Origin of the sequence: Nibrella saemangeumensis, assembly GCF_039541915.1 — a bacterium.
GTDB classification, from domain to species: domain Bacteria; phylum Bacteroidota; class Bacteroidia; order Cytophagales; family Spirosomataceae; genus Nibrella; species Nibrella saemangeumensis.
The window spans coordinates 262,323-287,595 of record NZ_BAABHD010000021.1; the positions used below are offsets into that span (position 1 = coordinate 262,323).

General features: G+C 53.3%; 21 protein-coding genes and 1 tRNA gene. 10 read left to right on the forward strand and 12 right to left on the reverse strand.

Annotated features, from left to right (window positions below):
• The first annotated feature begins 13 nt into the window (after nucleotides 1-13).
• A complete protein-coding gene (gene hemH / locus ABD949_RS07905) occupies nucleotides 14-1,087 on the forward strand; it encodes a ferrochelatase (RefSeq protein WP_345242283.1) in 1,074 nt (357 codons plus the stop codon).
• Between the two features lie 194 nt (nucleotides 1,088-1,281).
• Here the strand turns inward: hemH and ABD949_RS07910 are convergent, their stop codons facing one another.
• Together ABD949_RS07910 and ABD949_RS07915 are read right to left on the reverse strand one after the other, a co-directional pair.
• Nucleotides 1,282-2,277 carry a c-type cytochrome gene (locus ABD949_RS07910; RefSeq protein WP_345242285.1) on the reverse strand — a complete coding sequence of 332 codons (996 nt, stop codon included), beginning with the start codon at nucleotides 2,275-2,277 and terminating at the stop codon, nucleotides 1,282-1,284.
• Between the two features lie 213 nt (nucleotides 2,278-2,490).
• Nucleotides 2,491-3,534 (reverse strand): hypothetical protein, encoded by a 1,044-nt coding sequence (locus ABD949_RS07915; RefSeq protein ID WP_345242287.1) that lies wholly within the window; start codon nucleotides 3,532-3,534, stop codon nucleotides 2,491-2,493.
• Between the two features lie 201 nt (nucleotides 3,535-3,735).
• On the opposite strand from ABD949_RS07915, the gene ABD949_RS07920 reads away from it, so the two are divergent.
• Nucleotides 3,736-4,584, forward strand: a complete 849-nt coding sequence (locus ABD949_RS07920; RefSeq protein WP_345242289.1) for an OmpA family protein — start codon at nucleotides 3,736-3,738, stop codon at nucleotides 4,582-4,584.
• A gap of 81 nt (nucleotides 4,585-4,665) precedes the next feature.
• Here the strand turns inward: ABD949_RS07920 and ABD949_RS07925 are convergent, their stop codons facing one another.
• The 4 genes from ABD949_RS07925 to nadE are packed head-to-tail and all read right to left on the reverse strand — an operon-like array spanning nucleotide 4,666 to nucleotide 8,261.
• Nucleotides 4,666-5,520, reverse strand: coding sequence for a DMT family transporter (locus tag ABD949_RS07925; protein WP_345242291.1), 855 nt, complete (start codon nucleotides 5,518-5,520; stop codon nucleotides 4,666-4,668).
• Nucleotides 5,517-5,957 (reverse strand): PIN domain-containing protein, encoded by a 441-nt coding sequence (locus tag ABD949_RS07930; RefSeq protein WP_345242293.1) that lies wholly within the window; start codon nucleotides 5,955-5,957, stop codon nucleotides 5,517-5,519. The genes ABD949_RS07925 and ABD949_RS07930 overlap by 4 nt, the downstream gene beginning before the upstream one ends.
• Nucleotides 5,954-6,181, reverse strand: a complete 228-nt coding sequence (locus ABD949_RS07935; protein WP_345242295.1) for a hypothetical protein — start codon at nucleotides 6,179-6,181, stop codon at nucleotides 5,954-5,956. The genes ABD949_RS07930 and ABD949_RS07935 overlap by 4 nt, the downstream gene beginning before the upstream one ends.
• Nucleotides 6,182-6,215: 34 nt before the next feature.
• Nucleotides 6,216-8,261 carry an NAD(+) synthase gene (nadE, locus tag ABD949_RS07940; protein ID WP_345242297.1) on the reverse strand — a complete coding sequence of 682 codons (2,046 nt, stop codon included), beginning with the start codon at nucleotides 8,259-8,261 and terminating at the stop codon, nucleotides 6,216-6,218.
• Nucleotides 8,262-8,367: 106 nt separating this feature from the next.
• On the opposite strand from nadE, the gene ABD949_RS07945 reads away from it, so the two are divergent.
• Nucleotides 8,368-9,516, forward strand: a complete 1,149-nt coding sequence (locus tag ABD949_RS07945) for a hypothetical protein (RefSeq protein WP_345242299.1) — start codon at nucleotides 8,368-8,370, stop codon at nucleotides 9,514-9,516.
• A 109-nt stretch (nucleotides 9,517-9,625) separates the two neighbouring features.
• On the opposite strand, the gene ABD949_RS07950 is transcribed toward ABD949_RS07945, so the two are convergent.
• From ABD949_RS07950 to ABD949_RS07965, 4 genes are all read right to left on the reverse strand, one after another.
• Nucleotides 9,626-12,346, reverse strand: a complete 2,721-nt coding sequence (locus ABD949_RS07950; RefSeq protein ID WP_345242301.1) for an autotransporter outer membrane beta-barrel domain-containing protein — start codon at nucleotides 12,344-12,346, stop codon at nucleotides 9,626-9,628.
• Between the two features lie 19 nt (nucleotides 12,347-12,365).
• Complete coding sequence (locus ABD949_RS07955) at nucleotides 12,366-12,857, reverse strand: T9SS type A sorting domain-containing protein (protein WP_345242302.1); 492 nt, start codon at nucleotides 12,855-12,857, stop codon at nucleotides 12,366-12,368.
• 133 nt (nucleotides 12,858-12,990) lie between these two features.
• Entirely contained in the window at nucleotides 12,991-13,530 is a 540-nt protein-coding gene (locus tag ABD949_RS07960; RefSeq protein ID WP_345242303.1) for a helix-turn-helix transcriptional regulator, read from the reverse strand.
• Nucleotides 13,523-14,407 carry a tetratricopeptide repeat protein gene (locus ABD949_RS07965; protein WP_345242304.1) on the reverse strand — a complete coding sequence of 295 codons (885 nt, stop codon included), beginning with the start codon at nucleotides 14,405-14,407 and terminating at the stop codon, nucleotides 13,523-13,525. Before ABD949_RS07965 ends, ABD949_RS07960 begins: the two co-directional genes overlap by 8 nt.
• Before the next feature lie 33 nt (nucleotides 14,408-14,440).
• On the opposite strand from ABD949_RS07965, the gene ABD949_RS07970 reads away from it, so the two are divergent.
• On the forward strand, nucleotides 14,441-14,692 hold the full coding sequence (locus tag ABD949_RS07970; protein WP_345242305.1) for a hypothetical protein: 252 nt from the start codon (nucleotides 14,441-14,443) through the stop codon (nucleotides 14,690-14,692).
• A 427-nt stretch (nucleotides 14,693-15,119) separates the two neighbouring features.
• Nucleotides 15,120-17,513: an ABC transporter permease gene (locus ABD949_RS07975; RefSeq protein ID WP_345242306.1), complete on the forward strand. Its 2,394-nt coding sequence runs from the start codon at nucleotides 15,120-15,122 to the stop codon at nucleotides 17,511-17,513.
• Between the two features lie 82 nt (nucleotides 17,514-17,595).
• Here the strand turns inward: ABD949_RS07975 and ABD949_RS07980 are convergent, their stop codons facing one another.
• On the reverse strand, nucleotides 17,596-19,071 hold the full coding sequence (locus ABD949_RS07980) for a nicotinate phosphoribosyltransferase (RefSeq protein ID WP_345242308.1): 1,476 nt from the start codon (nucleotides 19,069-19,071) through the stop codon (nucleotides 17,596-17,598).
• A 185-nt stretch (nucleotides 19,072-19,256) separates the two neighbouring features.
• Here ABD949_RS07980 and rpoN point away from each other — a divergent pair, with 185 nt between their 5' ends.
• The 5 genes from rpoN (at nucleotide 19,257) to ABD949_RS08005 (ending at nucleotide 23,699) form a co-directional block, all read left to right on the forward strand.
• Complete coding sequence (gene rpoN, locus ABD949_RS07985) at nucleotides 19,257-20,711, forward strand: RNA polymerase factor sigma-54 (protein WP_345242310.1); 1,455 nt, start codon at nucleotides 19,257-19,259, stop codon at nucleotides 20,709-20,711.
• 180 nt (nucleotides 20,712-20,891) lie between these two features.
• On the forward strand, nucleotides 20,892-21,530 hold the full coding sequence (locus tag ABD949_RS07990; protein WP_345242312.1) for a hypothetical protein: 639 nt from the start codon (nucleotides 20,892-20,894) through the stop codon (nucleotides 21,528-21,530).
• A 133-nt stretch (nucleotides 21,531-21,663) separates the two neighbouring features.
• Nucleotides 21,664-22,461, forward strand: a complete 798-nt coding sequence (locus ABD949_RS07995; RefSeq protein WP_345242314.1) for an enoyl-CoA hydratase/isomerase family protein — start codon at nucleotides 21,664-21,666, stop codon at nucleotides 22,459-22,461.
• A gap of 85 nt (nucleotides 22,462-22,546) precedes the next feature.
• Nucleotides 22,547-22,620 (forward strand) — tRNA-Arg (locus ABD949_RS08000).
• Between the two features lie 305 nt (nucleotides 22,621-22,925).
• Complete coding sequence (locus tag ABD949_RS08005; RefSeq protein WP_345242316.1) at nucleotides 22,926-23,699, forward strand: HNH endonuclease; 774 nt, start codon at nucleotides 22,926-22,928, stop codon at nucleotides 23,697-23,699.
• A gap of 33 nt (nucleotides 23,700-23,732) precedes the next feature.
• On the opposite strand, the gene ABD949_RS08010 is transcribed toward ABD949_RS08005, so the two are convergent.
• Nucleotides 23,733-25,148, reverse strand: a complete 1,416-nt coding sequence (locus tag ABD949_RS08010) for an SLC13 family permease (protein WP_345242318.1) — start codon at nucleotides 25,146-25,148, stop codon at nucleotides 23,733-23,735.
• Nucleotides 25,149-25,273 lie beyond the last annotated feature (125 nt).

Consider the following 25,273-nt stretch of genomic DNA (forward strand, 5'->3'; position numbering starts at 1 on the left):
TGTTTCTCCGGATATGGAAACAACAGTTTCAAAACAACCAACCGTACCCCGTACCCAACTTGGCAAAACCGGCGTTCTGCTGGTCAATCTCGGCACCCCCGACAGCCCGTCGGTGCCCGATGTTCGTAAATACCTGCGGGAGTTTCTGATGGATGGCCGCGTCATTGACATTCCGTTTATTCCCCGCTTTTTGCTGGTCAACGGCATCATCGCTCCGTTTCGGGCACCAAAATCGGCGAAGGTGTATAAAGAAGTCTGGACCGAAAACGGTTCTCCGCTGAAATACTACGGCGAAGTCGTGGAGCGGGAATTGCAGAAGACGCTGGGCGACGCCTATGTGGTGAAGCTGGCGATGCGCTACCAGAGCCCCAGCCTTGATGCGGGCCTGACGGCATTTCAGCGGCTGGGCCTGACCGACATTATCGTCATCCCCTTTTTCCCGCAGTATGCCTCCGCCACTACCGGTTCGGTATACGAAAAGGTAATGGACATTGTAAAAAGCTGGCAGATCATTCCCCGTATCGAGTTCGTCAACAGCTTCCTCGACCACCCCAAATTTATCGAGGGCTTTGTGCAGCTGGGCCGCAAACATATGGCTGCGTACGATTACGAGCACTTCATCTTCAGCTACCACGGCCTGCCGGAGCGCCAGATCCGCAAAGGCGACATTACCGGTCAGGTATGCCGCCTGGGCGACTGCTGCTCGTCGCTGCACGCCATGAACCAGTACTGCTACCGGGCGCAATGTTTCGAGACCACCCGCCGGCTGGTACGCGACCTGGGCATACCGGAGGGTAGCTATACCACCTGCTTCCAGTCGCGGCTCGGCAATGACCCGTGGATCAAGCCGTACACGGAAGATACCATTAAGGAATTAGCGAAGAAAGGGGTTAAAAGCGTGCTGGCTTTCTCTCCCGCCTTTGTTGCCGACTGCCTCGAAACAACCATTGAAGTTGGCGAGGAGTATAAAGAACTGTTTGAAGAGCATGGCGGTGAACACTGGCAACTGGTTGAAAGCCTGAACGATAGCCCAATCTGGATTGAAACATTAGCGGATCTGGTTAAAAGTAAAACAGTGGTATCCTGACTAAAATGAAAAAGCCGCCCAACCAGGCGGCTTTTTAACTATATCGGCACACAGAAAAGCGCTTTTGTCGCTGCTGGCATAGTGTCTGACTGCTTCGTTTATCTACAGGAATACTAGTGATTTTTTTACATTTGTTCAAGTATTCAGCGGAAAATATTTTCAGACTGACGGGCCTGCTTGTACCATAGCCATACTTAGCGGCTGGCCACGGGTGCAGGGCGCGTAGTAAACTTCTCTACTTTATTTTCAATCGGCTTCAGCGTCCGCAGATAGTCGTAAACGGCACTCAGATCCTGCTCGGTCATACCGGCATACATCGACCAGGGCATAATGGTATTAAATTCCCCTTCGTTGATGGCCGGGGCTACAAACCCTTCCCCATGCGACTTGAATTTCTGAATAAACTGCTCTTTGGTCCAATTCGCCAGACCTGTTTGAGCCGGTGTAATGTTGGCGGTGCGCACGGTACCGGTCGGCAGCGGAAACTCCCGGCCTCCGGCAAACTCCATACCCGGCAGGAGCTGCCCCTGGGCATCGGCCTTGGTGTGGCACTCGATGCAACTGGCAAAGGCAACCAGGTATTTGCCGTATTCAACGGTATTGGTCGGGTCCGGCCGCTTACCGCCTTCTGTCTTAGCCGGAATGGTGTTCACAATGAAATTGAGCGGAAAATCAAACTCCGGGGCTTTTACTTCATTTTTGATTGGTTTCAACGTACGCATATAAGCAATGATGGCTTTAATATCCTCAGGGTCCATCTGGGCAAAACGCTGATACGGCATCAATGGGAACAACGCCCGGCCATCTTTGCTCACCCCCGTTGTAATAGCCCGGTAGATTTCGCCATCGGTCCAGTTACTCAGGTGAGCCGGAGTCAGGTTCGGGGCATAAAATTCACCGGGAAAACCCATCTCCCGCAGAAAGGCCTCCCCTCCTTTCCCTTCCGAATTAACGACCAGCGGAGCGGCAAAACGGTTATAATCCCGCTCAGAATGACAGTCGATACAGAGCGCCACATGATGAGCCAGGTATTTCCCCCGCTCAATCTGAGCGGCATTAGCCTGAATCTTAATCTCGGGTGGAGGCCCTACATCCGGCAGCATCAGCTTTACATACGCCACACCACCAATAATGAGAAGGGCAACCGCGCCAACGACGCCCAGGGCAATTCGTACAATTTTTCGTTTCATAGTAAATTGGTAAAAGGGTCTCTTGTCTTAAATCTACAACTTTCTTCCGCAAAGAAGTGACTAATAATGAGGATTTTGGCGCGCCATTTAGTAAACGGAAAAGATTGATGGCCAACAGGTAGCATTTCGTATCATATGCACCTGTTTTAAACGAAAGTGTAACAAAAAAGCCGAACGATATGTCGTTCGGCCTACAGTGGGCGATCTCTTGAATTAAGCCGCCATTTTCCGGCTCATCATGGGTTCAATCAGGAGCTGCAGCCGCTCCCGTACAAAGCCCTCCTGCAGATACGACGGCAGTTTGGCAATGAGCTGCTTATAGCCCGCTACGCCCAGTGCCTTCGCGATATAACACTCGTGGACGGCGTTGACGTGCGACACGATGTTGACCAGGCTCTGGTGGAATAACTTTACATCGATCTCCGAATCGACAAACCGCTCAATCTCGCGATTGGTCGAAGAAATCCGCAACCGGCTCAGCATATCGAAATACGTGGTGTAGCCGATCTGCCGGGCCAGTTGCTTGTACTGTTCAACGCTGAACTTCTGCAGAATTTCGCCGGTACGCTGGCTCCGCAGCGCCGTCTTCGGGTTGCTCTGCATAATCACCTTCAGCGCCTTGATTCGCTGGTCACGGGTTGTCTTCAAAAACTGCGTCAGCTCCAGTTGAGCCGCAACTTCCCGCGAAGGAAGAGCCAGATCCGGCTTTGAGCCATCGTCCATCCGTTTTGCCATCGGCAGTCGGTGCATCCGGTAGTTGTTTAACGGACCGAGGGCATAATACCCCACCGAAGCCGGATAAAACCCCCGTACCACGGCATTACCAATCCGCTTCCGGATCAGGTCTTCATTGCTTACGTTGATGCCCTGCACGGCCAGAAATGCCCGCGCGCTGAACAGTGCACTATAATAAGCCTGCGGAAATGTCCAGTGCAACGAGCTTTGCAGGTATTGTTCGTCGTTGACAACCGGCGTAATCCGCAGCGCGTATTCGGCACTCCAGCTGTTTAACAGTAACTTCTCCAAGGCTTTACGCTGCTCGTCGGTAACGGTCGGCTCAAACTGATGATAGATCGGAAACTTCGCTACATCGGCCAGGTCGTCCAGGTTCTGGATGTGAAAATCCATCGCAAAAAAGTGGTTCAGGAACACCTGTGCCGGTATAGATTTCCGCCAATTTTCGTCCATCGGCTGACCCGACCCGAAAGGTGCCTGAGAATCCATTGCATTCATCGCCACATTGGTTGTCTCTCTCATACTTTATCAACAAATCTGCCCCGGCTTACGTTCAATTTTTATTCCGATTATTAGCCTATAAATATACTGATAAACAGCGTCTTAATCAAGATTTTTACGATTATTTTCAACTATATTTTCACACCCTTTCCAGAGGCCTCAGAACAGCTTTTTTAAGGCGATGGGGACAATAATTACCCCATTTGGTGTTACTTTTGTTGTATGATAAAACTCTTTTTTATCCAACTTCTCGGTTTTATCTGGCTGGGGCTTTCCGTGGCTCCTGTTTGCCTTGCCCAGCCCGACCGGCAAGCTGTAACGCCTTCCGGAGAAACCCTGATTGAAGGAGCGGTGGTCGACGCTGAAACACGCCGGATGATTGTGGGCGCCGTGGTCAGCATCCGGTATTCGGATCAGAACAAGCCCTTTACCAGCATGACCATTACCGACGGCAGCTTTCGTTTCCGGCTTGACCCAAAACGCAGCTACGTCATCATCACGAAAGCTACTGGCTACGATACCAAAGAAGAGCCATTTGCCTTTACCTCAACGTACCCAACTCACCTGACCGGCAAGCTTATCCGGCTCAACCGCACCCTGGTCCGGCAATCGACTGATACACCTTCGGTAACCAAATCGGCCCCCACGCCGGAGCCTCGTCAGCCGGCTACAGCCCCGACCAAACCGACCAGCGTACCTGCCCCCACCGAATTTCGTTTAGAGAAAGACGTTACCACCGAGCTACGGGCGGTTCAGTTTGCCCAGAGTACGGCCAACCTGCTGCCGGAGTCACAGCCGGAGTTGGATAACCTGCTGAAGTTTCTGCGCGATAACCCCAAAGTAGAGATTGAACTGGCCGGCCATACCGACAACCAGGGCGATTTTGATAAAAACCTGGAACTGTCCAAACAGCGGGCCGATATAATCAAACAGTTCCTGGTGAAAAGTGGAGTTGCAGCCCGGCGCATCCGAACCCGTGGCTATGGCGGCACCCGTCCCATCGCCAACAACAGCACCGAAGAAACCCGCCGGCTAAACCGACGGGTCGAGATGGTGATCCGGAAAATGTGATGCAATGTCGGATTTTGGATTGGGGATTTCGGATTTACTAAGCGACCATTAAATCCGAAATCCCAGATCCCTAATCCAAAATTATTTCCGGGCCAGATACAGGCCAATTATCACCAGTACCGTACCAACAACGGTGTAAACCGTAATGGGCTCGCCCAGCAGCCAGGCCGAGTAGGCGAAGCCGAAGATGGGACAGAGAAACAGCCACAGCGAGGCACGCACGGCATCCAGCCGGACCAGGTAAAACCAGAGTTGCAGGGCCACCACCGACACCGGGATAATCAGCCAGAAAACAGAGGCCCAGAAGCGGGTGTCATACTGCGTACTGGTCACATCGCCCGCCAGCAACGTAACGGGTAACAGCAGGAGCCCACCCAGCATGACCTGCCAGCCGTTGATGACAATGTTGGGTAATCGCCAGGTAATGCGGGCGTAGTAGACCGTAGCAGCCGATACCGAGATCATCCCACCGAGCAGAATCAGCAGCCCCTCCAGCGTGGCGTAACTGTTTTGAAGCAGCGGATAGGTAGCTACCCCCACGCCGGCCAACCCAAGCAACATGCCCAACCCCTCGTTCCACAGCAGCGGGCGCCGAAGCCAGATCGCCGACATCAGCGTGATAAACAGCGGACTTGTCGCCGTGGACAAACTACCGATACCTGCCGACACCTCCTGCATTGCCAGCACGAAGGTACCCAGGTAGATCGTCGTATTCAACAGCGCAAAGATGGTCAGCTGCCGCCACTCGATACCCGCAGGCCGGGCATTGTAATTTGAGCGCAGGCCATGGGCGTAGAACAGCATCAGGCCGCCGGCAATCATAAACCGCACATTCGCCAGCACCAGCGGATCAGCCGATTGGATACCAAACTTCGTCGCCACGGACGCCGACGCCCACAGAGCGGCAAAAAGAAGACCAGGAAGGATTGTTTTCATACCAGGCCTAACTTGATTTGCTCGGCTATAAAGCTTTCAAAAAGTTGAACCTTCCTGTACCCCCTGGCAACAAGGCCGTTGTGTAAAATCTGATCTCTGGTGAGTAATGTGGCGTTCAATTCCTCTGCCAAAGCAACATAGGCAACATCCTTTGGGTCAATGGTTTTGACCAACTCTTCAGCGTGCCCCCTGGTTGCGTCAGAAATAAGGTAAGCAGGTACCACTATAAGTCTGGAAAAGATAAATAAGGTAAACTCCTTTAGCTGAGTGGTATCGGCTCCAGCCTTCTTCTGGATAAGCGCCCGGTATTTCTCCAATTCAATAAAGGCAAAGTCAGGCGGGTAGAAAGTGTATATAGAAAATAAGGCTCTGTAGACCGGCTTACGACTTAGAATACCGCTGAACAGAATATTGGCGTCAAGAACGTACGATGTCATTTTTCCCGTTGCTGGCGTTGATAGTCGTCAAACGCTTCCTGCCGGGCCTGCTCAAACTCCTTCTCCCAATCCACGCCTTCCGCAGCCTGCATAGATGCCTGTATACTCTCTTCAAGCAGTTTAAATCGCTGGTAGGCTAGTTCCTCCTCCAGCAGTTTTTGGACAGCGGCTACCCCTAGCCGCTGTACCAGATCATCCTGCACTTCGATCTGAATCGTTGTCATAGTCTGCTAATTTACAAATAATAGCGGGCCAAGCCTAAAACCCAATCTTCCCTTTGCGCCGGTTGCCGTCCCAGCCGCTGGCGTAATCTTTCATTTGCTGGATTTCTTTCTCGAAGCCGCCGGACAGGATCGGGAAGCGCATCCAGCTGCGCGGATCGAGGTTATGGTCGTCGAGGTGAAAGGAAGGGGCATAGCGTTCGCGCTTCCACTGGTTGCGGCTCCAGAGCCGGAAGAACCGCTCAACCCACAGCAACAGCTTCTCCCGGTCGTAGATGCCCTTGAAGCGAACTTCCATGGCTTTGAGCACTTCCACCGGCGGCTGTTTATCCCGGATACCAATATTCTCAATCTCGTTCAGCACCTCATACGGCATCAGGTCGTCTTCGTCGGTCTGCTTTTTGTCCAGCGGCCGCAGTTCGGCGGTGGGCTGGAGGTTGTTGACGGCGTTCAGGCCGGCTATCCGAATCCGCTCGTGGGCCGTAGGTGTGTTGATGACGTTCAGTCCTTCGTTTTCCAGCCATCGGAGCCAGTTGCGCAGAAAATGCTTGTCGATACCCGTTATGGGGGAGATGCTACCCGCTGTGTCACCATCCATGGTGGCGTACCCTACGGCCGCTTCGGAGCGGTTGGAGGTGGAAAGCAGCAGGGCATTGTTCAGGTTGGCCAGCATCCAGACACTCGGAGCACGCACCCGCGCCTGAATGTTCTGCAGGGCCAGGTCGTCGGTCTCCCAGGTAAGCTGACGGCCAATCTGGTCTTCGATCAGTTTGGTGTACGTCTCGACCAGCCCGTTGATGTTGATGTTATAGAACGTCGCGCCGATTGACTCCGCCAGCAACCGCGCCGAGTGCAGTGTATCCTGGGAGCTGTTTTCGGTACCCTGGTAAATAACCGTCAGCAGTTTGCCGACCATTTCTTCGGGCGACTGGCACGCCTGAATCGCTTTGATGTAGTTTAGCTTCTTCTTGATGCCATCCAGTCCAATATTCTCCTCGGCCATCTGCACCATCAGATACACCAGCGCAGCAATAGCTGAGGAATCGGCCCCTCCGCTCAGCGACAGCACATAGCCCTGGGAGCGACTCTTCCGCAGGTAATCGAACAAACCCAGTGCTACAGCACGGGCAAATTCTTCTTCTTTCAAAGCGCCACCCCGCTCCCACGGTTCCAGCCCGGCTTTCTGCACCACCGGACTGATCTCCGGGAAGTCAAACGTAGCCGATACGCGCAGGTTAGGCATAAGGAGCGCCAGATTAGTGCGGTTCTGCGCCTGGGTCAGTCGCGTTATCTCGACGTCGATCACTGCCGGCACAATCACAAAGTCCTCGTAGCTCAGCCGGGCACCCGACACCAGCAGTTCACCGTTACTGGCCACCATGGCATCACCGTCGAAGATAGCGCGGCCTGCTTCATTGCCAAGCATGTTGGTGTACACGTAGCTCACGCCGAACGAGCGCGACGCATCGATCACAAACCGCTCCCGAACCTGCGACTTATGGAACGCAAAGTGGCTGGCGCTGGGGTTCAGAATGACATCGACACCTCGGTCATACAAGGCCCGGCCGGGCCGGCTGGCAATCCAGGCATCTTCGCAGATCTCAAAACCGACCCGGATACCAGATACATCAAAAACCAGATCACCCAGCGGGTAGCCGAACTCCCCTGCCTTGATTTCGTCGCGGAGGTTGAGCATCCACGGCTGAAACCAGCGATGCTCGTAATGAATGCCATTGTTGGCCAGGTATTGCTTGGCAGCAAAGCCCAGAATGTGTTTGTTGGCGATCAGGCAGGCTACGTTAAACGTCCGGTTGCTGTGCCGGATGGGCAGGCCCACGGACACCACAATATCCTGCGTATGGCCAACAATTTCCAGCAGCGAAGCAATGGACTGGTCGACGGTGTTCTGCGCAAAAAAGGCGTCTTCGCAGCCGTAGCCCGAGATGCAGAGTTCGGGCAGGCAGAGCAGGCTGACGCCCTGGCTCCGGGCTTCGTCGATGGCGTTGATGATGTTTTGCTGATTGTGTTCCCAGGCCAGCGGAATTTGGTTGAGGACCCCGGCCGCTACTTTTATAAGTCTCATTGAAGCGAGTTACGTACGATATTGAGGAATAACAAAATTGCGGTCAAAATAGATTTACTTCCTAATTTTGGCGGCACAGTCCTACGCACAAAAACACTCCTGATTTATGCGCTTTTCGTGGTCACTTATCCTGCTGACGGTTTCGCTGCTAACGTTTACTGAGTGCAAAACAGTCCAGACTCCCTCTCAGACCTCCACTACCGAAACCGACCGGAAGGCCAGCAAGGCTACTAGCGAGAAACGCTATACGGCAACGATTACGCAGGAAGGGTTTATTGACTGCTTTGACGAAACCGCCGACGCTCCGGCGGTCTGGTGTGAGGCCTCGGCCATTCTCTTCGACGGCAACGATATACTCGTAGCCAGCGATAAAGACGTGCCGGGCGGTAAGGCATCGGTTTTCTACTGGGCGTACCGGAACGACGAGTTTACCCGCCCCGGTCAGAAACCCGGCGGCTACCTGACCAGTGAAGCGTTCAGTATTGGTAAAAAATACGAGGATTTTGCGCTCACGCCCAACGGACAGTATGCGTTTCTGACTACGGCCTTCGATCGCGTGAAACCCGACAGCAAAGAGTGGAATGGCTACAATACCATCCTGTACTGGAACACCAACAACCGCAACGACGTAAAAGTCCTGGGTGCTACGCCCGATGACCCGACATCGATCAGCCTCCGCGATCAGATTTCCCGGCTGCTAACGTCGCCGGAATTTCCCAACGGTGCTCCTTATTTCAAAGTTGAAGGCTTGGCCGCTACCGACGACCGGCTGTATCTGGGTATCCGTGAGGAGGGAGCGAAATATGATGCCTTCCAGTATAAGATAAAGCTGCTGGTCGCCCCATACCGAATCGATCAGGGACAAGTCAGTCTGACCGGGCCTTTTCAGGTAGCCGCCGATTTTGATCTGGCTACCGCCTATCCCAGCCTGCCCAAACCCCTGGCCATTTCCAGCCTTGAATACGACAAAGTCCACGATCAGTTTTACGTGCTGACCTCCTACGAAAACGGGGAGCAGTTAGGCGCTTATCTGTGGACGGTAGACCTGGAAAATCTGGGGGCCAACAAACTCCGGCCCGTCATCGACTACCGCAACGGCTCCGTCCTGAAGTTTGACCACAAAGCCGAAGACCTGACCATCATTACACCCCGCCGGTTGATGGTCATTCACGACGATGACCGGGTGCTGACTAAGGTCGGAACTCAGACCCGCAAGCCAAATCAGTCGGCGTATAGTATTGTGGAGTTCAGATAAAATCAGAGGCATGAGGGTCAAAGACCAAATACGCCAACAGCCTGCTGGTTTACCCAACCAGCAGGCTGTTGCAGAGATACTTACTCATTAACTACGTATCGTTCACTCTTTACTTATTCATGGGCGTTTTGGTGCTTTTCTCCATACGGGCCATGATGTTTTGTGCCCGAGCTAACGCTTTCATGTAGTGATTCTGCACTTTCTGGGCATTTTCAACGGTCGGGTTGCTGAAGAATTCGCCGAGTAACGGATACTGCTTCAGATCCACTCCCTGATTAGCCGCATATTCCTGGGCAGCTTTCATGGCTTCATTTACGTTGTTATACTTAGCCCTCTGCAAATTTTCACCCACGGTTTCCCGGATAGGTGGTGCTGTCGTGTAATCCATGGCGATTGAGGTGGCTTTCTGGCCTACCGCATACAACATGGGCTTATACTCCGGAACCGCTTTTTGCAGGGCAAGCTGCATGGTATTCATTAGCGCCTGCATCTGCTCAATCATACCTGCCATATCATTGGCGTTGATGCCGACGGCGGTATTAATGTAGTTGAATAATTTTTTAGGGTCCGATTCTGACCAGGCAACGCCAATGATTCGTGCGAAATCCCGGGCTTTCATGTCGGCCGGTGCCAGTGCCGTAGCCATACCGTCACCATTTCCGGACGGTAAGATATAATCTCCTTTGCAGACCCGTCCGACAACTTTAACGGGCACCTGCCCCATAAAAGCTACTTTGGTATATTGATTCTCCTTTCCGGCTTCGGGCATACCCCCGATGACCGCCGGTTTGTGGGAAACAACCATAAATTTCTCCGCGTCGACATAGTTCTTCGAGATGGCTCCTCCCACAACGCCTACCACATCACCGTAGGTCAACGATTCCTTGAGGTCGGCTTTTTGCAGCCACTCGGCATAATCGGCTCCGCCGGACTCGTAACCAACGCCGGCCGGAGAGGTTTGCTCGTTGTAGGCGATGTAACCTCCTAGCTGAATCCCCCCAATAATAACGTCAACTGAACTCCAGAAAACATCATCGCAATCGCCGAATATACCAATACCCGCACCGCACGCAATGGCATTCGTCGTCAGACGGATGATGTTATCAATTAACGTCAATGTTAACTGAAAAGCCCCAAACGCATAGTTTGTATTGAAATAATTGCTGGCGCCGGTGGGTACGTTGGCGGCCACCTCCTGATCACGATCCTGGGAGGCATCATCACTGCCTTCGCCAACGACATTATTCACAGCGCTCCGGAGGCCGTCGGCCATGCCTTCAAACCCTTCAATACGGCCCGATGGCGTTCCCTCGCCATTCATGAACATCATGTAATTATTGCCCCGCTTCGGTTTTGAACTGGACAATTTTACAACGATACCCTGTTCGTTTCCCGTCACTCTGAGTGGATAGCTATCGTAATTATCTTCGGCATTTCCCACATTTGCGGTAATGGTGACTTGCCCATTCAGCGCCGATGTTTGATCGACAGTAAGAATACCCGTTAGATGAGTCGGACTACCATTATTAACTGTAAGCGCACTGTTCAGATTGGTAGCGCCATCAACTACCAGCGTACTTTTCAGCGTGGTAGCCCCATCCGCATTTAAGGTGTTTTTCAGATCTGTAGCGCCATCAACCGCTAAGGTACTCTTTAGCGTGGTAGCCCCGTCGGCATTCAACGTGTTCTTGAGATCAGTGGCCCCGTCTACCCGTAAGGTGTTTTTCAGGACGGTTGCGCCGTCAACGTCAAGCGTGTTTTTCAGGGTAGTAGCGCCGTCGGCGTTTAAGGTGCTATTCAGATCAGTCGCCCCATCAACCGTTAAGGTATTCTTCAGAGTAGTCGCTCCATCTACATTCAGCGTGTTGTTCAGGTCCGTAGCGCCATCAACGATCAGCGTATTTCTCAGACGCGTCGCACCATCCACATCCAGTATACCCGTCAACTTAGTGGGCGATTGGTTATTGACCGAAAGGCTGCTGTTCAGGTTCGTGGTGCCGTCAACGACCAGCGTGCTTTTGAGCAGCGTCGCCAGATCAACGGTCAAAATGCCGGTTAGGTAGGTCGGACTAAGCCGCTCTACCGTGAGAGGACCATAATTGATGGTTTGACCACCAGTTCCCTTATTCAGGTAAACACTTCGCTCTACATTCAGATCCCTCCCTATATTGACATCTTTGCCCACATTCAGCGTATTGGCAATGTTGATGTCGCCATCCCGGGTGATTTTGAGCCGCTCGATGTTGTTAGTAGTCATGATCAGGCCCATGTAATCGGTTGTTCCCAACTTATCTTTAGTCTCATTAGTAGTTGAGTTCCCGAACAGATTCCAGGCCTGGGCCGGGACCCCATCCGTAACCGATGGTTGCGGCCCCGCAGCCACCCGTGCCACCGGATTGGTCTTACTGCCTACCAGTTCAGAGGCCGTAGCCGCATGAATGGCATAAGGAACCGCCAGCAGCTTACTGCTGCTCAGCGTAGCAAAGCTGCTCATGCCTTTATCCCGGATGGCGACTTCCATCCAGATGTCCTCACTACTCCACGGAATAGCGTTAAAAGCGCCGTTACCTGCGATGCCCTCCCCGATGGTGAGGGTAAATAAACCAAACTGATTGGTGGTCACCGTATGAGTTTCACTGTAATGAATCTGCCCGTTTTTCGACTGGTAGCTTAACAGGGTTATTTTCAGGGTTATTTCCTGGTTGGCCATAACAGTCCCGGTCAGATTGCGGGCAACTGCCTGATACTTCATACCCCTGGGTACTAACTGGCCATACGTTAGCGACCAGACAAGCAGATTTAATAGTAGAATGGTATATAGTTTTTTCATGGTGTTGATTGAGTAAGGGTTACTGTTTAACTACTTTGACCGTTCTAGCAGGTCGGCCCTCAGGGGTGGCAACCTGCAGGATGTATACACCCGCCGGCAGATCTTTCATATCCACCTGTAAGGCGTCTAAGCGGCCCTCGGCCGGCTTACTGTATAAAGTACGACCCGTCAGGTCCGTGAGATTGAGTTGGAACCTGGTATCCTCCGCTGCTTCAATAGCAATGTTCAGTACGGCTACTACCGGATTGGGTGAAATTCGGATGCGGTAAGGCGAAGCAAGCTGAGGTAACTCCTCAACACTCAACATAGGTTGGTGAAAACCCTGAGTGTAAATGCGATCGGGACGTGAAACAGTCTCAACGAAGGTTTCGCCCAATGTCCATTCCAGGGCCAGCTGACTGTTCTGGTCATAGCCCCCGGCATTCGCCACCACGCTCGGCATCAGGCGCTGGGCCATACCAAGGGCAGGCAATCCAAGACCGATTAAGAGTGGAATTACAGTTTTTTTCATGCAGGTAAATGTTTAGTTGAGTATTAGCCAAAGCTCTGGATAAAGCAAAGGAAACAGCAACCAAAACAGATTACCTAATTTGAGGGATGGACAAAACTATGGACAAAAAACTATTTGGTTGTTAATTAGGAAGTTACGACCGGACCTCTCCGTTGGCTAAGAGGGCAACCAGCGTTGATTGAGCGTTATCGCCCAGCTTTTTGAGCATCCTGTACTTGGTTTTATGGATGGATTCGGGCGAGATGCCCAGCATTCGGCTCATCTGACCGGTGTCGATGCGGAGTTTCAACAAAGCCAGCAGGCGCACTTCGGCTCTGGTTAAATCAGGATGACGGTTCCGAAGGGTAGAAAAAAAACCGGGATGGACATCTTCAAAGAGGGACTTGAACTGCTGCCAGTCGGCGTCGGTCAGAATGACTCGGTTCAACAAACCCTCGATCGATGGGTTCGGACTAATCGGGGGCTCCACCTGGTTGAGCTCCGCCGAAATGGATTCAATAAGCTGGTTCTTCTCCTGAAGGTGGGTCATGTACTGGACCAGCAGTTGTTCGGCTCGCTGCTGTTGCTCCAGCAAAACCTGTTTTTCCTGCAGACGTTTCCGCTGATTCTGCCGAAAGGCGTACCATCCAGCCAGCACCAGCAGCAGGGCAGCAATCAGAATGATGTTACGCACCAAGGGCATTTTTCTTATCAGCCTCCAGACGAAAAACTTCATTTAGGTACCGCTCAGCGTTGATCTGCATTTGGTTAGCCGCTACCAGACGGCTGTTAAACAAGGCCCGCATGGATGTTTCCAGATGCCGGGTCGAGTCCAGGTAAATTGTTGCCAGGCGGTAATCTCCTGTCTTCTTATAATACCTGGTCTGCGCCTGATAGTACTGAAGGTCATAATCCGACCAGGGGCGGTTGGTAAACAACTGTGTCGAGCGGTCGATGTAGGTCCTGGCTTTACGGGTACTGTCCAGGTCCAGCAGCGCCTGAGCCAGGTAGAGGGCGGTCAGGGCGGCATTCTCGGGCACGTGGTTCTCGGGAATGGGCTGCCAGCTAAACCGATAGCCGTTATAGAGGTAAGGCAGCGCCGGCTCAGGCCTACCCTGAAGTAGCAGCAGGTGACCCAGATTAGTATTGGCGATGGCCACATAGGCAGAGTCGCCATACCGGCCGGCCAGGCTCAGGGTTTTGGCAAAATAGGCCTGTGCCTGCGGAAACCTGCGCAGGTGCTGGTAGCTCAGGCCTACAGTATTGTGGGCGGTAGTCTCCGCCCGCCTAACCCAGGGCGGGTAGCGGAAAGAGGCCAACATGTAGCGGATGCAGATGGCATACTCACCAAAGAAATAGTACCGGCCGCCTAACCCGGAGAGGTACTCGCTGATTTCAGGAATACGATCGTAGCCAATCTGTTCAAAGGCTTGCTGGGCACGCAGCAACCAGCGAAACCCCTCGTCGAACCGTTGCTCTTCGAAGTAGTAGAAGCCCCGTTGATACCAATACGAAGCCTTAACTACGGGTACCGGGCATTGGTCAAAGTAGGATTGGGCCGAATCTAACACGACCGACGGCTTTTTTGCCTCAGCAAGCAGCGTATGCCGAAACAGGATCTTATTGAGTTGGGCGTACCAGAACAGGCGGTCGTCGCTCCGTTTTTCGGCAAAGGCAGCCAGCCGGTCGAGTTGGGCAAATACGCGGGTAGAGTCGCGGGCTCGCAGGTATGGAGGGTGACTAATGGCAAAATAAGGCGCATGCTGCCACAGGCGCAGAACCTGCCTATCGGGCGGGAGCCGAAAGAGCGTGTCTACCTGCGCTCCAGCCGTCTGGACCAGCAGCCAGGCAATTGATAATATACAGGTACACCTGCCGTGTATTTGGGAAAAGTTTTTCGTAACGATCTTCAGGATTAGGTACGCATCATCAGGAACAAACTACCGAAGTATTACATATGAGAACCAAATAGTTAAAAGTAGCTCGTTATTCGCTAACTACCAACTTATACAATGAGAATATAGAGCCGTTATCCGGAGCGTCATTAAGCTCCCATAGAGCTTCTTGCCCGCGCTGACACATTGTCCGCCCCCGAACGCGCTCTGTCCATTTACGGACAAACTCCTCAACCTCTCTCCTCCGTTGCAAGGCATAAACACAGTAATTACCATTTGGCATTACATTTGGGCTCTATTCATAGTCTTCTCAGCCGACCCGACCGAGACGCGGAGAAAAATCACCCAGTGCATGGTTTCATAGACCTGTTGGTAAACCCCTGGCCCTATGCTCCACAACTACCTCAAAATCGCCTTCCGCAACCTCTGGAAGAATCGCACGTTCAGCCTTATCAATGTGTTCGGACTGGCCGTCGGGCTGACCGTCTGCCTGCTGATCGGCCTGTTCATTGCCGACGAACTGAGCTACGACCGTTACCATACCAATGCCCACCGCATTGTGCGGGTAGTCAATCACTTTCAGTGGGAAGGCAACCAGATCGACGCAGCCTCGACCTCGGGACCGTATGCGCCGACCCTGAAGGCGGAGTTTCCGGAGGTGGAACAGGCCGTACGTATCCTCAGCGAAGGGGGCGAATACTTAAAAGCGAGCGGTGAACCGGTAAAGAGCGTGGTAGTTTATGCGGACTCGGGTTTCTTCGAGATGTTCAGCTATCCGTTTCTGGCAGGCGACCCGGCGCGGGCACTGGATGCGCCCAACTCAATGGTACTCACCCGCTCGGTAGCGGAAAGCCTGTATGGTGACGCGGCTAAGGCGTATGGCCAGACTATTCACATTCAGAATAGTCCCGATTATCTGATTACAGGCGTCATTAGTGACCCGCCCCGGCAGTCCCATTTTCAGTTTGGCGCCGTGGGTTCCCTAAACACAAGTGCCGGTTTTCTGAAGGAGTGGCAGAATTTTTCCCTATACACCTATCTGCTGCTTCGGGAAGGCTACGATCCAGCGCGGTTACAGGCCAAAATGCCGGCTTTCTACCAAAAGCACCTGAATATGATGGGCGTTACCGCTCATCTGGAACTGCAACGGCTGACGTCGATCCACCTGCACTCACACCTGGTCAATGAACTGTCGGCCAATGCCGATGTGCGTTACCTCTACCTGTTTGCGGCCGTAGGCGCCATTATTCTGCTGCTGGCCGGCATCAACTACGTCAACCTCACCACGGCGCAGTCGGCCATGCGGGCGAGGGAGATTGGGATTCGGAAGGTGGTGGGCTCGCAGCGTAGTCAGTTGGTTGCTCAGTTCCTGACCGAATCACTCCTGCTGGCCGCACTTGCGCAGGTGGTGTGCGTGCAACTGCTGGAACTGGCCTTGCCCCTGGTCAACCAGCTAACGGGTAAGTCGTTGCAGGGGGTAGTCGAGGGCAATACGCTGCTCATCGGCGGGCTGATCGGCCTGACGTTGCTGACTGGTTTGCTGAGTGGCTTATACCCGGCGTTTGTGCTGTCGGGATTTGCTCCGGTGCGGGTGCTCAAATCGCGCTTTGGCGCGAGCGCCGGGCGGGGCACGTTTCGCAAAACGCTGGTGGTTGCGCAGTTTTCGGTATCCATTGCCCTGATTGCCGCCACGCTGGTCGTATACGCCCAGATGCAGTTCGTCTCGACCCGAAGCCTGGGTTTCACCAACGCACCGGTGGTGGGTGTCCGCGTACCCGACTACGCCATGCGCAATCGCGTCGACGCATTTAAAACCCAACTGCTGCGTAATCCCAATATTCTCCAGGCTTCCGCTACCACCAATCCGCTGGGCAAAGACGACCTGGGTATGGGGGGCGTCTTTCTGGAACGAAACAACCAGAAGCCTTCCCGGACCGATATGACCCACATCCTGGGTATTGATCCCGCCTATGTATCGACCATGCAGCTCCGGCTGACGGCGGGCCGGGATTTCAGAGCGGGCAACGGAGCCGACTCGTTGCGGTCGGTACTGGTCAACGAAACACTAGTCCGTAAGGCCGGCTGGCAGAACCCCATCGGCAGGCGCATCTGGTTTCTGCCGGCCGATGAGAAAGCACCGCTGCCGAAGCCGGTGGAGGTGGTAGGTGTTGTGGCCGACTTTCACGTAGCTTCCCTGCACCAGCCGATTGAGCCCGTTATCCTGACGCCTATCCGGAAAGCGGAGTCAGATAATCTGTTCCTGCGGCTGCGACCCGACAACCTGCCGGCGACGCTCGCCTATATTCAGCAGGTATTCAAAGAATTTGATCCGATCAATGTCTGCGAAACGTATTTTCTGGACCAGAACTACGCCCGGCAGTATGAGTCGGACCAGCGCCGGGGGCAGCTCTTTCTGGCGTCGGCGGGTCTGGCTATTTTCATTGCCTGCCTGGGTTTGTTCGGCCTGGCCACCTTCACCGCCCAGCGACGTACCAAAGAGATCGGCATCCGGAAAGTGCTGGGAGCTTCCGTACCGAGCCTTGTTTCGATGCTCAGCGCCGACTTCCTCAAACTGGTCCTGATTGCCCTCCTCATTGCCACCCCCATCGCCTGGTACACTATGAATCGCTGGCTCCAGGACTTTGCTTATAAAATCAGCATCGAGTGGTGGATGTTTGCCCTGGCCGGCCTGCTGGCCATCACCATTGCGCTCATTACCGTCTCTTTTCAGAGCGTAAAGGCGGCTCTGGCCAATCCGGTGAAGTCGTTGCGGGCGGAATAAGGGGGCAGGGGTGGCAGGGATGGCAGGAGTAGCAGGGAGCCTAGCTAACCAGGAAACTAATTTACCAATCAACTACCCCTTGCTACCCCTGCCCCCGCAGCTTCAGGATCAGCGCGGTCTTCAACTCGTGCAACTGCCGCTCCAGCCCGACGGGGTAAGTATGCGGATGGACGAACCGCTTGATGCCCGCGTGTAGCCCCGCCAGTTGCTGCTGTACCCGCTCCCTTGCCTGGTGAATATCAGGCTGCTGGTACACCAGCTTCCCTTTCCGGAAGATCGGCACCAGCAGGTCTTCGTACGGCTGACCGGCGTCAAACTTCCGGCGTTTGGTAAAATCCAGCGGGTCGATCATGGTGGCGGCATCGGTAGGTAGCCGGTCTTCATCGTAGATCATGTCGGATACAAAATTACCCTGCTCGTCAAGGTACCGCCTGACCTGCTGAATACCCGGCGTCGAAATTTTGATGGCCTGCTCCGACAGCTTCATTTTGTACTCCCACCGCGCCCCTTCGCCGTCACCTTCCCGAATAGCCGCCAGTTTATAGACCCCGCCCAAAGCCGGCTGGTCGTAGGCCGTTACCAGTTTGGTGCCTACCCCCCAGATATTGATCTGCGCGCCCTGCTCTTTCAGGCTGGTAATAATGTGTTCGTCGAGGTCGTTGCTGGCCACGATGCCGGTATCGGTAAAGCCGGCTTCGTCCAGGAGCTTGCGGGATTCTATACTCAGGTAAGCCAGATCGCCGGAGTCGAGCCGGATGCCGGCGAGTGTATGCCCCCGTTCCCGCAGTTTGTGGCCGACGCGGATGGCGTTGCGTACTCCCTCGAGCGTATCGTAGGTATCGACCAGAAACGTCACGTTGTTCGGCAGCACCTCGGCGTAGGTCTCAAAGGACGTCAGCTCGTCGGGAAACGACATCACCCAGCTATGGGCGTGGGTACCCTTTACCGGAATATCATACAGCTTGCCGGCCAGCACGTTGGAGGTAGCATCGCAGCCCCCTATGTAAGCGGCCCGGCTGGCGGTCATGCCCCCGTCGACACCCTGCGCCCGGCGCAGCCCAAACTCCAGCAGGGTATCGTCTTTGGCCGCCAGCCGCAGCCGGGCGGCCTTGGTAGCGATCAGCGACTGGAAGTTGACCATGTTCAGCAGGGGTGTTTCCAATAACTGACACTGCAGAATGGGGCCGCGTATCCGCAGCAGCGGCTCGTTGGGAAACACCACGGTCCCCTCGGGTACGGCGTCGATATCGCACGTAAATTCCAGTTGGGTCAGATACTGCAGGAAATCAGCGTCGAACAGCGGCTTGCCGTCGTTGCCGGTCAGCGTTTCCAGGTACCGGATATCTTTTTTTGATAGCCTGTACTCGCGGAGGTAGCCGATCACGTAATTGAGTCCGCAGGCTACCGTAAAGCCGCCACTGAACGGATGCCTGCGGAAATAGAGGTTGAAAACAGCCTCTTTCTCAGCCGTTTGCGATTGGTAGTACCCATACGCCATTGTCAGTTGGTACAGGTCGGTCAGCAGACTCAGCGAGGTATCGTATAGCTTCTTGATCATTTACGGAAAGGCAACTGGCTAAAATTCGTGGCTGTAAAACAAGGGCTTATAAATTATTCACACAAATTTTATTAGCGAGTCAAACAAAAATTTGATAAAATTGGTCTGATAATTGTGAGCGCACGTTTGGTGACTCACCCATTCACTCGACGTTTTTAGTACACTACCCTAATTGACCACTCACCATGCAGAGGCTTAGCCTGAACCAGACGCTACAGCAGAAGCTATCTCCGCAGCAAATTCAGTTTATCAAGCTGCTGCAGATTCCAACCGCCGAACTGGACAGCCGCATTGAAGAAGAACTGGAAATCAACCCGGCGCTGGAGGAAGGTGCTGATGAAGATTACGATTCCAAGGACGATGACCCGTTCGCCGATGACTACGACGATGGCGACGACTACGACCGCAACAACGACCTCGACATTGACGGTTACCTGAACGACGACGAATACGGCGGCTACAAAATGCAGGGCGACGGCAACTACGGCGAAGAAGACCGCGATGTACCTATTGCCACCCGTTCCAGCCTGATTGACTCGCTGATGCAGCAATTCGGCTATCTGCTGCTCAGTGAACAGCAGGAAGCCATTGGCCTGCAACTCATCGGCAGCATTGAAAGCGACGGCTACATCCGACGGTCGCTTCAGGCGATTGTCAACGACCTGGCCTTTTCCCAGAATATTTTTACGGATACCGACGAACTGGAGGAAGTGCTGAAGAAGATTCAGACGTTTGATCCCCCCGGTATTGCCGCCCGTACCCTGCAGGAGTGTCTGATTCTGCAATTGCAGCGCAAAGACCAGAGCGACCCCTACGTTCACCTGGCCATCCGGATTATCGATGAGTTTTTCGAAGAGTTCTCCAAGAAACACTACGAAAAGATTGAGAAACGGCTGAACATCACCGAGGAAGACCTGAAAGAGGTCATTCACATCATCACCAAGCTAAATCCGAAGCCGGGTTCGGTTGAAAATGAAGAAGGCGGTATTCAGTACCTGTTGCCGGATTTCATTCTGACCAACAACAACGGTAAGCTGGAACTGACGCTGAACGCCAAAAACGCGCCGGAACTCCGCATCAGCCGCTCGTTTGCCGAGATGCTGGATACCTACGACAAGAGCAGCAAGAATAATAAATCGCTGAAGGAAACGGTCACGTTTGTAAAGCAGAAGCTCGACGCAGCCAAGTGGTTTATCGACGCCATCAAGCAGCGCCAGCAGACCCTGCTCCGGACCATGAACGCCATTGTGGAATTTCAGTACGATTTTTTCCTGACCGGCGATGAATCGAAACTCCGGCCGATGATCCTGAAAGACATCGCCAGCATGATCGAGATGGATGTCTCGACGGTTTCACGGGTGGCCAATAGCAAGTCCATCCAGACCGAGTTTGGTATCTACCCGCTCAAGTATTTCTTCTCCGAAGGAATCTCCACCGACTCGGGCGAGGATGTCAGCAGCCGCGAGGTAAAGAATATCCTAAAAGAACTCATTGACAACGAGCCCAAGCTGAACCCACTCTCCGACGATAAACTCGAAAAGATGCTCAACGACCGGGGCTACAACATCGCCCGCCGGACCGTGGCCAAATACCGCGAGCAGATGAATATTCCGGTGGCCAGGTTGCGGAAGCAGCTTTGATGTGCTGTAGGCAGTTCTCAGTGGGCAGTAGGCAGACTTCAGTAGGCAGTTAACAGTTCTCAGTAGGCGGTACTTTCGTATACGCCTATTTTTATTGTAATTTTGGCCGTTTGTCAGCTCCGCCAACAGCACACTGTTGGCTGCGAACTGCAAACTGCCAACTGAGAACTGCCTACTACCTTGACTACCCCACTTGCCCGCGTACTCTCTGCCCTCTTCCACCCCTTGCTCATGCCGACGCTGCTGTTTGGTATCCTGCTGTTTCAGGTGCCGGGGGTGGTTGGCCTGGATGCGTTCTCGGAGCGGGCGCGGCTGAGTCTGCTGATGCTGATTTCCATTGGCACCTTTGGCGTGCCGGCGCTGCTGATCTATTATATGTACCGGCAGGGGCTACTCAGCAGTCTGCACATGGACGACCGCACCGAACGCCGTCTCCCCTACCTGGTTACCGGACTGATCTATACGTTTCTGACGTTTCTGTTTGCCTTCCGGATGCAGCTTGTCTCCGAGACGGCCCCCGAAGTTGCCATCATCCTCGGCAGCATTACCGTATCCATTCTGCTGGTGGGCTTTATCAGCCTGTTCTGGAAAATCAGCGCCCACAGTGTAGGCATCGGCGGCTCGCTTGGGGCCATCATCGGCATCATGCTGAAGTTCAGCGAAACCGACCTGTTTCTCTCCCTCATTGCCCTTACCATTCTGGCCGGTCTGGTTGCCAGCGCCCGCCTGCACCTCAATGCCCATACCCCCGCCCAGATCGGCGCCGGACTGGCGCTGGGGCTGACGGTTAGCTTGGTCACGGTGTTTTGGCTGGTTTAATTTATTGTTTCAGGTTTCAGGTTCAAAGTTTCAGGTTCGGGTTGGCCGCTAGGTCAAGCTGCTTATAAGGCTATGGCTTTCTAAAAACGATCTGCTAACTTAAACGCCCAAACGTCTGAAACCTGAAACACCCATGCACTTCAACCACCTCCTGTACGAAATCCAAAACAGCGTTTGCACCATTACCCTAAACCGGCCGGACGTTTATAATGCCCTCCGCCCCGAACTGATCCGGGAGATTGGTCTGGCCATGAAATACGCCGGCGACGATGACACGGTACGGGTGGTGGTACTGACGGGCGCGGGCGACAAAGCCTTCTGCTCCGGTGCCGACCTGAAAGAAGGTGTCAGTCAGCTACAGGACAGCGGCAGCCTCGCCCTCGGCGACTCCCTGCGGACGGGCTACAACCCCATGATCAAAGCCATCCGCAGCTTGCCAAAGCCCGTGATTGCGCGGGTAAACGGGGTAGCTGCCGGAGCCGGCTGCTCCCTGGCGCTGGCCTGCGATGTGATCATTGCAGCCGAAGAAGCCTACCTCAGCCAGATCTTCATCAACATCGGCCTGATGCCCGATGCCGGCTCCACGTTTTTTCTGCCCCGGCTGGTAGGCCCGCTGAAAGCCTTTGAACTATGCAGCACCGGTCGGCGCGTGTACGGCAGAGAAGCCGAAGCCCTGGGTCTGGTGAGCCGGGCCGTACCAGCCGCCGACCTGGATCAGGCGGTAAACGAAGCGGTAGCGTATTACGCCAACGCCCCTACCCTGGCGATCGGCTCCATGAAACAAGTCTTGAATCAGTCGCTGTATTCCGACCTGGAGCATATGTTGGAGGAAGAGGCTGGCTATCAGGACGCTTTGGGCCAATCGCACGATGCGGCCGAAGGCATAATGGCCTTTCTATCGAAGCGGAAGGCGGTTTTTAAAGGGAAATAGGCAAATTTTTTCCTGCTAGCCTTTTGACTTATTCCAACAACTTACTACTTTTGCAGTCCCAACACGGGAACACGACATGTGTTACGGACCCGTAGCTCAATTGGATAGAGCACCTGACTACGGATCAGGAGGTTTGGGGTTCGAATCCCTACGGGTCCGCTTTGATTATCAGCCACTTAGCAGCAATGTTGAGTGGCTTTTTTCATTTGCACGCACTGACGCAACTACTCAAAAAAGAAATGCAGGCCTGAATACCGGTACCTTGGGCTACTGATAAAATTAGCCTTACTTTTAGCAGGTTATTATGTAGCTATCTTCCACCCGAAAATGTCACAATAGCAATTGACAGTTTTGTACGGTGATACATGATTATGGTGCCGCAAGGGAACAGCTTTGTGTCACGCAAACAATTGGCTAATTATTGATCAACGTGAGCATAAACCTGTTAATCAGGAGCAAACAAAATGACAAAAAGTCCTAATTGGTCACGGGAAGAGTTGATTTTAGCATTCAATCTCTACTTGAAACTGCCATTTGGAAAAATGCACAAAGGCAATCCTGACGTAATTAAACTAGCTAATTTGTTAGGACGGCGAACCCCTGATTCTGTCGCCATGCGTTTAGTCAACTTTGCCAGCATTGACCCTTACCACCAACAACGTGGTGTTAAAGGCATGGGCGGAGGTCGGAAACAGGTTGAACCCATTTGGAAGGAGTTTATTAATGATCAGGAAGGATTAGTATTTGAAAGCGAGCGCATTCTCGCAAAATATGAAAAGAGACCCATTGAAGAGCTTCACCCAGAAATAAAGTTTGACTTGCATAATTTACAGGGTGAGGAGAGGGAAAGAATGATCAAAACACGAGTCAATCAGAGTATATTTCGACAAATGGTTTTAAAAACATACCAGAATCGGTGTGCTATCTCAGGCATTAATCTTCCAGAGTTATTGGTGGCTGGTCATATTATTCCATGGTCTGAAAATGACAAAGAGCGGCTGAACCCGGAGAATGGCATTTGCCTATCAAATTTATACGACCGAGCCTATGAACGGCGCTTAATCTGTATTGACACAAACTATAAAATATTGGTTTCAAAACGGCTAAAACATGAGACTACTAAAGAAGCCTTTCAACAGTATTTTGGTCGATTTGAAAACCAGACAATATTACTGCCTTTGCAATACAAACCTAGGAAAGAGTTTTTGGAGTACAGGTTGGCGCGTTTTGAACCGTAACCTGAACAACTATTTTTCTGAGGTAGTAATCCCTCACCCAAACACCACCGGCAATAACAGCCAGCAGAAGAGGGTGATCAGAATGACGGAGATGATGTTCATGACAAAGCCAACGCGGGTCATGTCTTTGAGTTTGATGTAGCCGCTGGAAAAGGCAATGGCGTTGGGTGGGGTACCCATGGGCAACATGCTGGCGCAGGAGGCCGCCAGCGTCATCGGGATACCTAGTTGTAAGGGATGGATGTGCAGGGCTTCGGCCAGGCCGGTTACCACCGGCGCAAATACGATCACCTGCGCCACATTGCTCATCACTTCCGAAATAAACAGGGAGAACACCGTAACCAGGAAGATTAACAGCAGTTTATTCAGCCCAAAGCCGGCAAACCATTGCCCCAGTTGCTCAATCAGGCCAGCTTTTTCCAGCGCCCCGGCCAGCGCAATGCCCCCCCCAAACAGCAGCAAAATACCCCAGGCCATGTTTTTGGTATCGGCCCAGTCCAGCAGCGGCTTGTCTTCATGCCCGCTAGGGGCAATAAACAACGTAACGCCGGCCAAAATGGCAATCATGTTGTCGTCCAGCTTAAACAGGCCGAGCTTATTCACCAGGTCTTTAGTCATCCACAGGAGCGCCGTGCCGAGGAAAATGACGAATACCCGCTTCTCGGCCGTGGAATAAGGTCCGAGTGCCGTAATCTCCCAGTTAATCACGGCCTTTGTGGTTTCGTCGCTTTTCATGCCGTTCGGGTACAGCCATTTTACCATCACCAGGTACAGGGAGAACAGCAACAGCATGGCCAGGGGGGTGCAAAGCAGAAACCAGTCGGCAAACGGGATTGTTGTGTTGTACTTCTTGTTGATGAAGCCCGCATAGGCTACATTGGGTGGCGTACCGATCAGCGTAGCGATACCGCCAAAATTGGAGGCCAGCGCAATGGCGATCATGATGGACATGGCAAAATGGCTTACCCCCTGTTTATTAGAGTGATTTTCTCCGATCACCTTTACCACCGACAGCGCAATCGGAAACATCATCATGGTAGTGGCGGTATTGCTCAGCCACATACTGATCAGGCCGGTGGCGATGATGAAGCCCAAAATGATCCGGTCGCCACTGGTGCCGGTGGCCCGCACGATGTTCAGGGCAATCCGGCGGTGCAGATTCCATTTTTCGATGGCCAGGCCCAGCATGAAGCCCCCCATAAACAGGAAAATCACCGGATTGGCGTACGATGAAGCCGTAACATCAATGGGCGCTACCCCAAACAGCGGAAACAGCACCAGCGGAAGCAGCGCCACCGCCGGCATGGGCATGGCTTCGGTAACCCAGAGCCCGATCATGAGCACCGCAATGGCAATAACGGTGGCCGCTTCGGGTTTTACCCCCAGCGGATTCAGGAAATAAGCAGCCAGGGCCAGCACCGCACAAAGCAGGGCAATGAGCTGTTTCAAGAGGGGTAAGGTCTTCAAGGTCTGGTCAGATAAGCTACGTTCAGGATGCGGCCGGTCTCGGCTGCGACGATTTCAGGAGGAGCGTTGAGCAGTTACAAACATAGTAATCAAAGTTAGAATCTCCC